Source organism: Algoriphagus locisalis (assembly GCF_900116615.1).
GTDB classification, from domain to species: domain Bacteria; phylum Bacteroidota; class Bacteroidia; order Cytophagales; family Cyclobacteriaceae; genus Algoriphagus; species Algoriphagus locisalis.
Window position 1 is genome coordinate 695,747 of sequence record NZ_FPBF01000002.1, and the last position, 13,650, is coordinate 709,396.

15 protein-coding genes are annotated in these 13,650 nt (G+C 40.4%); 3 read left to right on the forward strand and 12 right to left on the reverse strand.

Going from position 1 to position 13,650, the window contains the following annotated elements; translation table 11 throughout:
- Positions 1 to 39 precede the first annotated feature (39 nt).
- Complete coding sequence (locus BM386_RS08105; protein ID WP_091692551.1) at positions 40 to 378, forward strand: hypothetical protein; 339 nt, start codon at positions 40 to 42, stop codon at positions 376 to 378.
- A gap of 89 nt (positions 379 to 467) precedes the next feature.
- On the opposite strand, the gene BM386_RS08110 is transcribed toward BM386_RS08105, so the two are convergent.
- From BM386_RS08110 to BM386_RS08165, 12 genes are all read right to left on the reverse strand, one after another.
- On the reverse strand, positions 468 to 1,934 hold the full coding sequence (locus BM386_RS08110) for a glycine--tRNA ligase (RefSeq protein WP_091692552.1): 1,467 nt from the start codon (positions 1,932 to 1,934) through the stop codon (positions 468 to 470).
- Positions 1,935 to 2,073: 139 nt separating this feature from the next.
- Positions 2,074 to 2,511, reverse strand: a complete 438-nt coding sequence (locus tag BM386_RS08115) for an outer membrane insertion C- signal (RefSeq protein WP_091692553.1) — start codon at positions 2,509 to 2,511, stop codon at positions 2,074 to 2,076.
- A gap of 57 nt (positions 2,512 to 2,568) precedes the next feature.
- Positions 2,569 to 3,615, reverse strand: a complete 1,047-nt coding sequence (locus BM386_RS08120) for a Gfo/Idh/MocA family oxidoreductase (protein WP_091692554.1) — start codon at positions 3,613 to 3,615, stop codon at positions 2,569 to 2,571.
- A gap of 2 nt (positions 3,616 to 3,617) precedes the next feature.
- Positions 3,618 to 4,244, reverse strand: a complete 627-nt coding sequence (locus tag BM386_RS08125; RefSeq protein ID WP_091692555.1) for a response regulator transcription factor — start codon at positions 4,242 to 4,244, stop codon at positions 3,618 to 3,620.
- A 55-nt stretch (positions 4,245 to 4,299) separates the two neighbouring features.
- Positions 4,300 to 5,055 carry a sensor histidine kinase gene (locus BM386_RS08130; RefSeq protein ID WP_091692556.1) on the reverse strand — a complete coding sequence of 252 codons (756 nt, stop codon included), beginning with the start codon at positions 5,053 to 5,055 and terminating at the stop codon, positions 4,300 to 4,302.
- Positions 5,042 to 5,800 carry a histidine kinase gene (locus BM386_RS08135; protein ID WP_091692557.1) on the reverse strand — a complete coding sequence of 253 codons (759 nt, stop codon included), beginning with the start codon at positions 5,798 to 5,800 and terminating at the stop codon, positions 5,042 to 5,044. Before BM386_RS08135 ends, BM386_RS08130 begins: the two co-directional genes overlap by 14 nt.
- A 104-nt stretch (positions 5,801 to 5,904) precedes the next feature.
- Positions 5,905 to 6,663 carry a histidine kinase gene (locus BM386_RS08140; protein ID WP_091692558.1) on the reverse strand — a complete coding sequence of 253 codons (759 nt, stop codon included), beginning with the start codon at positions 6,661 to 6,663 and terminating at the stop codon, positions 5,905 to 5,907.
- A 2-nt stretch (positions 6,664 to 6,665) separates the two neighbouring features.
- Positions 6,666 to 7,061, reverse strand: a complete 396-nt coding sequence (locus BM386_RS08145) for a molecular chaperone DnaK (RefSeq protein WP_091692559.1) — start codon at positions 7,059 to 7,061, stop codon at positions 6,666 to 6,668.
- A 137-nt stretch (positions 7,062 to 7,198) separates the two neighbouring features.
- Complete coding sequence (gene secDF, locus BM386_RS08150) at positions 7,199 to 10,171, reverse strand: protein translocase subunit SecDF (protein ID WP_091692560.1); 2,973 nt, start codon at positions 10,169 to 10,171, stop codon at positions 7,199 to 7,201.
- Positions 10,172 to 10,263: 92 nt separating this feature from the next.
- Positions 10,264 to 10,620: a hypothetical protein gene (locus BM386_RS08155; RefSeq protein WP_091692561.1), complete on the reverse strand. Its 357-nt coding sequence runs from the start codon at positions 10,618 to 10,620 to the stop codon at positions 10,264 to 10,266.
- A 124-nt stretch (positions 10,621 to 10,744) separates the two neighbouring features.
- Positions 10,745 to 11,362, reverse strand: a complete 618-nt coding sequence (locus BM386_RS08160) for a uridine kinase family protein (RefSeq protein WP_091692562.1) — start codon at positions 11,360 to 11,362, stop codon at positions 10,745 to 10,747.
- Between the two features lie 37 nt (positions 11,363 to 11,399).
- Positions 11,400 to 11,975: a non-canonical purine NTP diphosphatase gene (locus tag BM386_RS08165; RefSeq protein ID WP_091692563.1), complete on the reverse strand. Its 576-nt coding sequence runs from the start codon at positions 11,973 to 11,975 to the stop codon at positions 11,400 to 11,402.
- A 305-nt stretch (positions 11,976 to 12,280) separates the two neighbouring features.
- Here BM386_RS08165 and BM386_RS08170 point away from each other — a divergent pair, with 305 nt between their 5' ends.
- A complete protein-coding gene (locus tag BM386_RS08170; RefSeq protein ID WP_091692564.1) occupies positions 12,281 to 12,847 on the forward strand; it encodes an LOG family protein in 567 nt (188 codons plus the stop codon).
- Between the two features lie 276 nt (positions 12,848 to 13,123).
- The gene (locus tag BM386_RS08175; protein ID WP_091692565.1) at positions 13,124 to 13,627 is read left to right on the forward strand and encodes a hypothetical protein; all 504 of its coding nucleotides are present in this window, start codon (positions 13,124 to 13,126) and stop codon (positions 13,625 to 13,627) included.
- The last annotated feature ends 23 nt before the right edge of the window (positions 13,628 to 13,650 follow it).

Sequence of the window (13,650 nt, forward strand, 5' to 3'; positions counted from 1 at the left end):
CTAGGAGTACGTAAGGATAAAGTACTTACCTGCTTTTTTATGAAAAACTTACTACTACTTCCTCTCTTAGGAATAATTTTCTTTTCCTGCGAAAAACTTGATGAACCGGACCTTTTGGGAACCTACACCTACATTCCTGAAGGCTGTGATCCCGGAGCTAATCCTGAATTGGGTTGTGCAAGTACTCTGACACTTTCTCCCGATGGAGTGGCAGACATTCTGCCAAGTGGGGATATCATGTATAGAACTACTTTTAAGGTTAGAGGTGAAAAAATCATAGTGGCCAAAGCGGATGAGGTGATAGACCAATACGTATTTCGCTATGTGGATAATTCCACCTTGAAAAATGAAAGGGATGGAGCTTTGTGGGTGAAGTGACAAACTAATTTGATAGCCATCAGAATTTGTCTAAAAGCAAAAAACCTCTAAGATCACTCTCAGAGGTTTTTTTGATGGCTTTTCTTTTCTTACAACTTCTCGAATACTCTTCTAAAGCTAGTTGCCTCAGCGATTCTTCCATGAAGTTCAGCAATTGGAACTCGCTCTTGCTCGGTAGTATCTCGATGACGAATGGTTACTGTGTCATCTTCTAGAGTCTGATGATCGACTGCGATACAGAACGGTGTTCCGATCAGGTCCTGACGTGCATAACGCTTACCGATTGATGCTGCATCTTCATAAATGATATTAAAATCATATTTGAGTAGCTCTACGATTTCCTGACCTTTTTCTGGCAGGCCGTCTTTCTTCGTGATAGGAAGAATTGCCGCTTTCACCGGAGCAATAGCTGGATGTAGCTTCAGGTACGTTCTGCTTTTCTCCTCAGTTTTCTCTTCCGTATAGGCGTTGCAAAGTGTTAACAAAAACAAACGATCTGCCCCGATAGAAGTCTCGATCACATACGGGATGTAATTCTGATTGACTTCCGGATCGAAGTACTGCTGCTTCTTTCTGGAGAATTCCTGGTGTGATTTCAGATCAAAATCTGTTCTGGAGTGAATTCCTTCCACTTCTTTGAAACCAAATGGGAAATCAAACTCAATATCCATGGCCGCATTGGCGTAGTGAGCTAGCTTCTCATGATCATGTTTTCTAAGCTTTTCCGCAGGAGTTCCCAGTGCCAAATGCCATTTCATACGCATATCCGCCCATTTCTGATACCATTCCAGCTCCGTACCAGGACGCACGAAAAATTGCATCTCCATTTGCTCAAACTCACGCATTCTGAAGATAAACTGACGGGCTACGATTTCATTTCTAAACGCCTTACCAATCTGGGCAATTCCGAAAGGAACCTTCATTCTGGCTGTTTTCTGCACATTCAGAAAGTTTACGAAGATACCCTGAGCCGTCTCTGGTCTTAGGTAAATGGTCGTGGAATCCTCAGCCACAGAACCTACCTGAGTCGAGAACATCAAATTGAACTGACGGACATCTGTCCAGTTGGAAGTGCCGCTGATAGGGCATTTGATGCCTTCATTGGTGATCAAATCTCTCACTCCATCAAGATCTTCTGCTTCCAGCAATCTTGCCAAAGCTCCTGTTAAAGCATTTGCTTTTTCTACATCACCGGCTCTTTCAAAAACTGCCGCATGTTCTTCTACAAGCACATCAGCACGGTAGCGCTTCTTAGAGTCCTTGTTATCGATCATAGGATCATTGAAACTGTCCACGTGACCGGATGCTTTCCAGGTGGTAGGATGCATAAAAATCGCTGCATCTATCCCTACGATATTGTCCTGAACCCGTGTCATGGTTTCCCACCAAAGGCGCTTCAGGTTATTTTTTAATTCCACGCCATAAGCACCATAATCATACACCGCCTGTAGGCCGTCGTAGATCTCTGAACTTGGGTAAACAAATCCATACTCTTTGGCATGGGAAATAATATCTTTCAATTGCGCGTTTTCCGCAGGAGTTTCTGTTTTTGCCATAGGCGCAAAAATAGGGAAAATGAATGAATCACCGTAATAAAATGAAAGTCTCGAAACATAAGTAGCCTACATAGCTGCAAAACCAAAAAGGTCAACTCATCGCTGCGTTGACCTTTTTGGTTGTTGGTGGTTTTATTTTTTATCTAAAAGTGTATTTCACGCCAACCCCACCTCTAAGATAAGTGTGCGAGTGATTGGCTATAACCGGGGCTGCTTCTATCAAAAAGCCTAGATTTTTGGTATTGAAAGGAGTGATCAATACACCGACAGGAATTGCGACATAGATATCGTTATGATCGTCGTGATGCTTGTGGTGATGATCACCCAACAAACCCAAACCAGCGCCTACATAGGCATTGACCTCACTTTTACGTACGAAATTATAGCCTCCCATCAACTCCAATCCTATATCGTGACCGACCCCAAGTCTTGCTTCACCAAAGAATTCTTTGTCCGGGTCAGTTCCTACTGTGATGAACGTATCAGACGTTTGGAAATTCAGGCCAACTGAAACTTGGGCTTTAGAAATGGATATAAATGCAAAAAGAGCAAATGCTAATAAGAATACCTTCTTCATGGTGGATTAAAATTATTTCTAATCTTTTACCCCAAGAAAGAGCCAAAACTTAAAAAATCACCATCCTCCTTCTTCTTTTGAAACCCTTTTTCCTTCTTTTGCACTTGCAAAAGAGGATTCTATGATCTTTAAAACACTGATAGTCTGAGGAATCGTGATGTCCAGAGTTGCTCCTTTTGAAATGGCATCAGCAACATTCTGATAGAGAATTCTATAATTGCCCGGAATGGTTTCATACAATTTAGTTTCTTCGTTGAGGAAAATTTTTCCCCACTTTTCCTCAGTTTCCACACCCCAAGCCGGACCTTCTGGCTTTTCGCCTGCTTTGAAGGCCGCTTCCTGTACGTCCAAACCAAACTTCTGATAAGATCCATTTTTACCCAAAAGCAAAAACTTTGGCGTCGGCACATTCACCAAAGCACCCGCAGTTACTTTTGCTTTGAGTGAACCATAATCTAGCGTGATATCAAAATAATCGTCAGCAATTGCTCCTGTTCGTTGCTTTCGGATATCAGCCTGAATCCAATTAGGCAAGCCAAAAAGCAATACTACTTGATCTATCAAATGAGATCCTAAATCAAATGTGATCCCATTTCCTGGAACTTCCTTCTCTCTCCAGTTCTCTGTAATATCCGGGCGAAAACGATCAAAATGTGATTCCAAATAAACCAAATCGCCAAGATCTCCCTCACGAACCAACTTTTGCAAAGTCATAAAATCCCCATCATATCGACGGTTGTGAAACACAGAACAGATCAGTCCTTTCTCTTCCGCAAGTTTATTTAATTCCTCAGCTTCATGTGAGAAAATCGTTACGGGTTTGTCCACCACCACATGTTTTCCTGCTTCAAGGAACTGCTTAGCCATCGGAAAGTGAAACTCATTTGGTGTCGTGATCACAATCAGATCAGCAACGTCAGCATCAAGCAACTCCTGCAGGCTTCTATAGGTAGTCACATCAGCGTACAATTCCTCGCAGCGATTGGTGCGTCGCTCCACTGAGGCCACGAGTTCAAGATCTGGACACACATCAATAAGTGGTGCATGCATTTTCTCAGCTACAGAGCCAAAGCCTACGATAGCGGTCTTGATAGGATTACTCATTATTATAGATTCATTTCATGTGCCTTGTTCACCAACTCAATTCGGGAGCTCACCTGAAGTTTCTGGTGGATATTCTTTCTGTGAGTCTCGATAGTCTGCTTACTTAGATTCAGCATCCGGGCGATTTCTTTGTTTTGAATTCCCTCCTTGATTAAGTGGATTATTTCAGTTTCCCGGCGCGAAAGTTTATACTTCGTTCGGAATGCATCAAAATATGCGCCTTGCAAAGCTTGTTTTTTTACACGGTCAAAATTCAGCACATGCCTACCTTCAAAAACTTCATGAACGGTAAAAATCAACTCGTCAGGGTCAGCATCTTTTAATATAAAAGCGTCTGCTTTCTCATTGATGCATTGTTTATAAATCTTCTCCTCATCGTACATTGAAAGCACGATGACCTTCAGTTGCGGATGATTTTCCTTACAATGACTTAAAACGCCAAAGCCATCCATTATTGGCATATTGAGATCGGTCAGCACTACATCTGCCTCATTATCTGCAAGATAGTCACAGAGCTCTTTACCATTGGGAAAAACTCCAACGACCACCAGGTCATCTTCTTCCTCTAGGATTCCTTCGATTCCTTTAGCAAATAATTTATGGTCGTCAGCCAGGGCAATCCTGATCATGAAAGGTGGGGATTATTGTATTAGGGGGATTAAACTTCAAATTATACCCTTATTTCTAATTTGGCAAGGTTAAAGTGATTTCTGTTCCCTTTCCTACAGCAGAAGTAAGGTTAAATCCCCCACCGATCGTCTCCATTCTCTTCTTCAAATTGAACATGCCACTACCGGTTGACTCCTGAGAGGCATCAAATCCCTTTCCATCGTCCTTAATCAGAATTTGTTTTCCCTTCCCATTTTCATATATCCTAATCTTTATTTGATCAGGGGAGGCATGCTTAATCGCATTATTGAGAGATTCTTGAATCACACGGATTAACACCAGTTTTTGATCCTTGGGTAAATCAATGAGTTCAAAATCCGCAGCCAATGAAGTCTCACAAAAACCTGTGGCATGAATTCTCTCTAGCTGTTGGGAGATAAATTCATTGATGCTGATAGATTCTACCCAATCCAGATTTAATTGCTTGGAAAGGCCGCGCACTTCTTGAATCGCCTGAGCAAGTATCTCTTTTCCTTCTGCTTGTTTTTCAGGTTTGATGGATCCAAAATTGAGCTTTGCCAGAGAGAGTAACTGACCAATATTATCATGAAGCTCTCTTCCTATATGAGTCAGCGTTTCCTGCTGTATTTCATTCTCAATATTCAGCAAAGTCTTCTCATGTTCCGATTTGACTTGATCCATCTTTTGGCGGTTTTGGGTCTGGCGCTGCCTATGGATAAAAACCATGGAAATGACGAAAGTGGACATGATTCCGCCAAGAAATAGGGTGGCAAAAATGATGACGTAAATTTGATCTTCAGTTGGATTCATAAGAGGGCTCTTTTTCAAATATTCTAGAAATATGCGGAGAGGCGACAGATAAAGTGAGTATTCCAAGCGTAACAAGGGACATGATATCGCCTATGGTCTGTAGGGATTCACCTAAAACTGGGTTGACCTTATAAAGGTAAAATAAAGCCACCGAGGAGATGTAAGACAGGGAAAATGTGAACATAATAAATGTCATCTGCCAAAAGGAAACCAGTTTCAAGGGGTTGCTATCCAAATACTCCTCTTGCGTAATCATCCCGATGAAATAGAGCCCACATCCGACTAAGATCATATTTGCCCCCAAAGCAAATATGATGGGTTGATGTAAATACATTAATTCTATGCCGGATAACTGCAAGAATACAATGGCTACTACGAAAATATACATCATCCAGGTGATATATATCCTTTTAGAAGGAGCTAGCCATATCCTTATCAACCCTAAAAAAAGCAATACCCCTATCTGCTTGTCAGTTATGTTAAAAAGCCAAAGATTGAACTGGGGATATTGAGTGTTACCAAGAAAGGCGTTGACTGATTTTTTAAATTCATAGTTGTAATTTGTATAAAACCCAACATTTTGAAACAACACGCTAAGTACCACGATCAATAATGGAAGCCAATAGTGAACATTTGCTCTCAATTCTTTTGGCAATTTGAAAAAGCAAATTAATCCTATCATCAAAAGTAAATCCATAGGGATCGTGTACTCATTAAAAAAAGCCTCGATAAACCTATCATCCATATTCCTTCTATTTCTCTTAAGTATTTGTGATTTTATTACTAGAAAGGTTATAAAATTTAGAATTGGATTAGGCAGTTAAGAACTGCAAGCGATTTTACTCTAGCTCATTTTAATTCATAGATAGGATCACTATCAAAGACCTTCGGAAGAAATGGAGAAAGAATTATTATCACAAGCATTAATCTAATAGAAATCCCAAAAACCCTATCTATATGTGCCATATTTATGGCGATCTCCTTACTGATTCCATAAATGTAAATTCTAGCAACGGAGTTGATATAAATCAATGAATAAGAAAACAACAGAAAGGTAGTTTGCCAAAAGGAAATTAATTTCAAAGGTTTGGATTCTAAATAGTGGTCATTTGTGATCATCCCAATAAAATATAACCCACATCCTATCAATATCATATTAGCTGCCATAGCTCCAATGAAAGGCTGATTTAAATACAAAGGCTCTATGCCAGTAAGCTGTAAACTTAAAGAGATGAGGAAAAACAGGGGAATCATCCAATCAATGTATTTTTTCTTGGACGGTTCCAAAAAGCATCTAATTAAAAAAAGATAAAGAATTGTAGTGATTTGCTTATTGGATATATTATATAACCATATATTATAAGAGGGATTCTCGGTATTTCCGAGAAAGGCATTAGCTGCTTTTTTGAATTCATAATTATAATTCAAATATGCGCCTATCGCTTCATAACAAACAGAAAAACCCAAAATCAGTAAAGGAAGCCAATAGAGACTATTGGCTTTTTGTTTCTTTGGCAATTTTAGAAAGAAGTAGATTCCGATTATCAGAAGGATATCTACCGATATCGTATAATAATTGAAATAAGTATTCCAAAATTTACTTTCCATATTTAGGAAATATCCGGCTCGGGCTCACAGAATGGAGGGCAACACATCCCGTCATTTTGAAATTCATCCTCCTCACCAGTCAAAGTAATCTGGTCTTCGTCAAGATTTGCAGCCCTCATCACCAGTGTCAGTGCACCGGTCAATTCCTCCACTTCCTTAGGATGATATTTTGCTGCTACTTCTTCAGTGTATTCAGTGATATAAAACTGAATCCCTCCTTTTTTAGGATCCTTATCAGCTTTAGCCAGTAAGCCCTCTAATGTTTCTCTATTGAAAAATATCCAATTAGTCTGATCCGTTTTATCCTTGCCTTTTTTGTTTTTGGCTGGCTTTCCTTTCTTCACTTCCTTACTGTACTTTAACTTCATGCTTTCGAAGTCTTCTTTTGAAATTTTCATAGAAAAATATTTTTTAGTTTTAGGTGTAATGAAACTGTAGAACTTATTCCCCAAAAGATAAGAAGATTATATCTCTTGAGACAAAAAAAGGAGCGAGTATATCACCCGCTCCTTTTAAAAACATATTATGCTAAAACTTAAGCAACTTTTTTGGCTTCTTTAGCAACATTTTCATTGTCAATTTCTCTTTTCATCAAATCCACTACAATCGGAGTAGCGATATAGATCGAAGAATAAGTACCTACCAATACACCTACAAATAAGGCGAAAGAGAAGCCTCTCAATACTTCACCACCAAATACCAAGAGCACAATCACCACAATTAACGTAGTGAATGAAGTAATCAAGGTACGGCCTAGTGTCTGATTGATAGCATCGTTAAAGACCTTCACCAATTTGCCTGTGCCTCTATTTTCAATGTTTTCACGAATACGGTCAAACACAATCACGGTATCATTTATAGAGTAACCAATCACGGTCAATACCGCTGCGATGAATACCTGATCGATCTCAAACGTTGCTCCAAATGCACTTGCAATAGCAAAGGCAGCAATCACAAACAAGGTATCGTGTATCAAGGCAATGATAGATGCCAAGGAGAACTGCCACTTGCGGAACCTTAGTAAGATGTATAGGAAGATAGCGATCAATGCTACGACCATGGCTTCCACCGACGATGCTTTGATATCGTCTGCTACAGTAGCACCTACTTTTGATGAACCTGTGATGGCAAATTGACCGGTTGTTAAAGATTCAGCATCGTCAGTAAATGCTAATCCTGTTACGGCTGCAATTCCCTCTTTTACTTTACTTTCTACTTCAAGATTAGACTCAGCATCATCCTCATTTACCAAATAAGAAGTCGTCACTTTTAGCACATTGTTAGAACCATAAGTTTTTACTTCCACTGATCCATCAAATTCACTATCCAGACCTGACTTTAAATCAGAAGCTGCCATCGGCTCATCAAATGCGACGATGTAAGAACGACCTCCTGTAAAATCAACTCCGAATTTCAACCCATTTACTGCCGCAATACCAAGACCGATCACAATGATTGAAGTCGAGATAAGGTAAGCAACCTTTCTTTTGCCCAAGAAATCTAGATTCAATGAGCTTAATGAATTCTTAGCAAACGGCGTGGCAAAACTGATAGAGCTCTTATCTCCCTTCTTGCTCATCCAGGATACAATCACTCTAGTGATGAATACTGCTGAGAAGAAAGATGATGCAATACCGATCATCAATACAATTGCAAAGCCTTTTACCGGTCCTTGACCAAGTGCAAATAGGATGGCACCTGTAAGGAATGTCGTGACATTCGAATCCAGAATGGCTGAAAATGCTTTGTTGTAACCTGCATTGATCGCTGCAATCAGCCCAACCCCATTGCGAAGCTCTTCTTTGATACGCTCAAAAATCAATACGTTCGCATCAATGGACATACCTATCGTCAATACGATACCAGCAATACCTGGCAAAGTCAACGCTGTACCTAACTGGGCAAGGATTCCTAGGATAAAGAAGATGTTGAACACTAATGCTGCAATAGCTACCAGACCACCTTTTGAATAATAAGCCACCATGAATAGAACCACGATTGCCAAACCAGCTACCATTGAGATCAAACCTTGGTTCAATGCTTCCTTACCCAAAGTTGGGCCGATGATGCTTTCTTCTACGATCTGAGTAGGTGCTGGAAGAGAACCTGATTTTAGGATGTTTGCCAAATCCTGAGCCTCTTGTAAGGTAAAGTTTCCAGAAATCTCAGATTGTCCTGATGGAATCTCACCGTTTACTACTGGAGCAGTGTAAACATAGTCATCCAATACTACGGCGATTCTCCTACCGATATTTTCAGCAGTCAGCTTTCTCCACTTTCTAGCACCATCAGCGTTCATCTGCATAGACACAGCAGGTCTTGAAGTCTGGTCCAAAGCCTGACGTGCGTCAGTAACCACGTCACCTTCTAGTGGAGCTTCCTCAGTCCCTCTTTCAGTTTTAATCGCAAAAAGCTCCAATGTTTCGCTTCCGTCTTCTGCCTCAAAAGGCTTCACTCCCCAAAGAAGCTTGATATCTCTTGGCAATAAGTTTTTATAATCCTCATTTTTAATGATGCGGTTGATCGCCATCGTATCGCGAAGCTCGTATGCCAATCCATAATTAGGCTTAAGCAAGCTGAATAAAGGAGAAACACTGTTGTCACCTGATCTAGAAGGATCGATTTCTGCCAGTTGCTTTTCTAGGGCATTTTTTAAAGAATCCTCTTCTGTTAGATTTTCTGTAGATACGGTATCTGCAGCTACCTCTGCTGTTGATTGATTTGCAGCTACCCAAGCAGAGTTTACTGACTCTAGCGCTGCAAATATTTCATTGGATTCAGCCACTTCCCAGAACTGAAGTTTTGCTACACCTTGCAGTAGGTTTCTTACTCTTTCCTGATTGTCAACACCTGGCAATTCGATCTGAATACGACCAGAACCCTGAATTCTCTGAATGTTTGGCTGAGAAGTACCGAATCTATCGATACGCGTTCTTAGGATATTGAAGGAACGCTCGATCGCATTTTCGATCTCGTTGTCGATGATCTCGAGAATTTCTGAATCAGAAGACTCCAAAGAAATACGACCTCTATTGGCTGCCGTAGCGAAAATACTGCTAAGCTTTTGGTCTGGACTATTCTTTTGGAAGGCTGCATAAAATAAATCAACATACTTCGAATTTGAGGTCTTAGCTTCTTCACGAGCCTCTTCCACAGATTTATTGAACGCCTCATCCTTAGGATTGCCGGCAAGTCCTTTTACAATCTCCACAGGGGAAACTGCCAAAGTCACGTGCATCCCACCTTGAAGGTCAAGACCCAATCCAAGCTCAGTTTCTTTTACCTCTTGGAAAGTATAATCAGCTCCTAGAAAGCTATAAACCGGAGCTCTCCAGATAGAATCCAGATAGCTTTGTCTTTTAGAAAAATCCACGTTGCCGGATGCGTCAGTCGCATATTCCTGGGCTCCTTTTTGGATATTGTTTGATACAAATGTGAATGACAGATAGTACAAGCATAATGCTGTAACGATCACTGTCAAAAACACAATGACACCTTTGTTTTGCATGAGAAATTGAAATTATTAATTGATTGTAAATACAGATTTATGGCTATCCTGAGATTCAGGTAGCGGGATTTCAGCAGAAAATTGCTGGATAATTAAGGCCCCTTGGTGGATATTATTCGCTCAAAAAGTATTTCTACGAGCTGATTGGGCTGAAAAACAGAAGTTGATTCGGTAACAAAAGAGGTCCCTTCAAAGCTTACTACATCATGAATAAGATAGAGAATGCTGTGTGACACATGAACCACAAAGGGAACTACCGCATCTACTGCTACATTCAAAAAAGTCTGATCCTGATCCGATGACGAAGGCTTTTCCTGCTTTTCTATTTTAGTAGAGCCTGCATTTTCAGGAATATATTCTACACTGGAAATAAATAAACACAATAGCAAAGCTAGCATCACCGTGAGGCGCTGCTGGAATAAATTGCTATTTCGTTTAGTTTCTTTCATGCGGCGCAAATATAGCCAAATATTTAAAATGAGCGATTCTCTGTTTAGAATTTCTGAAGCAAGATATGGAAATCAGAACAATCTATTTAATATCAACAAGTTAACAGAATTAAATCTCAGCCATTTAAAGAGATCTGGCTCTCAAATAGGTACGGATTACATCTAAGGCTTTGTCGAAATTATGGTTATTCGGCACGATCAGGTCGGCATCGTTCATAAATGGCTTGATGTATTTCTCATAGGTAGGCATCACGTGCTGCTCATAGCGATACAGCACATCATCCAAATCATAGCCGCGCTCCACTTTATCTCTGATAATTCTTCGCTTAAGTTTGATGTGATCCTTGGCGTCTATAAAAACCTTCAAGTCCAAGAGGTTTGCCAGCTCTGGATAATACAACACAAAAATCCCTTCTACGACCACAACCGGAGCAGAAGAAAAAGTTAACATCTTGGGTGTTTTCGCTGAGTTATTAAAGGTGTATTCTTCACGATGAACCGTCTCGCCAGCTTGGATTTTACGGATATCAGCCGCGTACTCTTCAAAATCTATACTTTCCGGCCTATCAAAGTTATGAACCCCGTGATCATCAATCGGCTGCATCTCTCTTGGCTTGTAATAATTGTCCTGAGAGATCAAGCAAACCTCACCGTCCTCGAATGAACTTAGCAATCGCTCTAGAAAAAGTGTCTTCCCGGATGCAGAGCCGCCTGTTATGCCTACGATGAATGGTTTTTTCATTGGGCAAAGTTAACGTGATTTTCTTCTTTAAACAGAATTATATATGGCTCAAAAAGGAAATAAGTTCGCTAACTGCCTTTCCACGATGGGAGATTTCATTTTTCTCGGTAAGATTCATCTCGGCAAAAGACCTTGAATACCCTTTTGGCAAAAAGACTGGGTCATACCCAAATCCCCCAGCACCAGTTCGAGTCCTTAATATTTCTCCTTCAGCCACGCCTTCAAATTTATACTCTTCATCACCCAGTAACAGGGCAATGACCGTTTTAAATCGGGCGGTGCGAAGTGAAGTGTTTTCAAGGTTTTTGAGTAAAAGATCAATATTTCTCTCATCACTGCGAGGTTCGCCAGCATACCTTCCAGAGTAAACTCCCGGTTCGCCTTGCAGCGCATCCACTTCCAATCCAGTATCATCTGCAAAGCAATCCACACTAAAGTGTTCTTTAACGTATTTGGCCTTTTGAAAAGCATTATGCTCTAGTGTGTCGCCAGTCTCAGGAAGCTCTTCCAGACATCCTATATCTTTCAGAGAAACAATTTCAAAGCTATCACCCAGTGCAGCTTTTACTTCCTCAATTTTCTTTGGGTTGTTGGTAGCAAAACAAATCTTCATCCCTCAAAAATAGTGGATAATGAATACTTGCCATGATGCCATTAAATAAAATTCCCTTGATTGATGGGCTAGAAGACCGAAGACGGGAGACTCCCGCCAAGACGGGACAGGCTTAAGCGGCCTCAATATGAGTATTTACCATCCATGAAGACGCTGTTCATGATACTTTTGAGAACTTTTATGTTCAATTCTAATCCCAAACACCATTTCATCCAGTACCATTAAGCTTTTGTAAAACCTGCTTTATGTCTGTGCATTAAAAATTAGAAACCTGTAATTTCGAATTCAAAGTTTGATTCAAAGCCATGAAGAAAATCACCATTTATTGCGGTTCTAGAAAAGGAGAAAGCACAGTTTATGAAGCAGGCGCTCGGGCACTGGCTCAGGAAATGATCAAGCGAGATCACTCTTTGGTGTATGGAGCGGGTAGAGTAGGACTGATGGGTGTGATCGCGGACGAAATGTTAAACGCTGGTAAAGAAGTATTGGGTATCATCCCGCAGAAATTGGTTGATCGGGAAGTTGCTCACCGAGGCTGCACAGAACTGATCATCGTAGAAACCATGCGTGACCGCAAATGGCTGATGGCGGAGCGTGGAGATGCATTTATAGCAATGCCTGGAGGTATCGGCACTTTGGAAGAACTTTTTGAAATCATGACTCTAAACCAACTCCACTATATTCAAAAACCACTAGCCCTGTATAATGTCAATGGCTATTATAATAAATTGATTGCATTTTTGGAACATGCCATGAAAGAGGGATTTATGTATCCCGAGCAGGAAGAGTTATTGATTGTGTCTGATGACCCTGCAGACTTATTGGATCAAATAGATTCCTATGAGGCAAGAAGGCCTTCGGATTGGGGCTGAGGGTGCTGGACGTCGGGTGTCCGATGCACGGTTTCAGTCTGAGCGCAGTCGAAGACAGTGTGTTCATCCAGTTTAGCTATCCAAATTAGCGCTAGTATTCAATGTTAAAAGTTTGAAATAAGGTCCAAAATTGCTTCAGATCAAACTTTATAATGATAAATGTAAAATGTTGAATTTCGAATAATGAAGTTTGGCCAAAGCATCGGTCACCCGTCATCCGACATAAAACAGAATTTAAAACCATCCTAAAAAGATAATTTGCTATTTTTGCGAAGCATGATCCAAAAACTCTTTCCATTAGATAAAAACTACATTCTTAGACAAGCTCAGTCCGTGCTTGAGGAAGAACTTATTGATCGAATGGTTTTTGAATTGAAGCGTTCTTATACAGCCTTGTATAATCCCCTTCAATTGATGGATGAAACGTATGCTCAGATCCTGGATACGTTTATTTTTCCCAGAGAGCGGGTACGCCTGATCTACCGTCAACTTTGCGGTATTTATCGCTTTAAGCATGGAGACAATCAATTGGAAATGCTTTTTGATGGGAGAACTCACTTGGAGAAATTTCAGGAGGATTGGTCTGCAGCTTTTCTCAGATATGTACGTGAACTGGGAATCTATGAGCAATACGTGAAAACTATGCTCAGAATGACTTTACTTTTTGATACCGAGTCCAGAGCCGAATGGGCAGAAAACCACTGCAAAGCTTTTATCAATCAATACTTCGAATTGAAAGTGGTGAAAAGACATGGTGAACTAATTTTGAAAGTCGGGTAATCTCGAATATTCTAAAATCAACT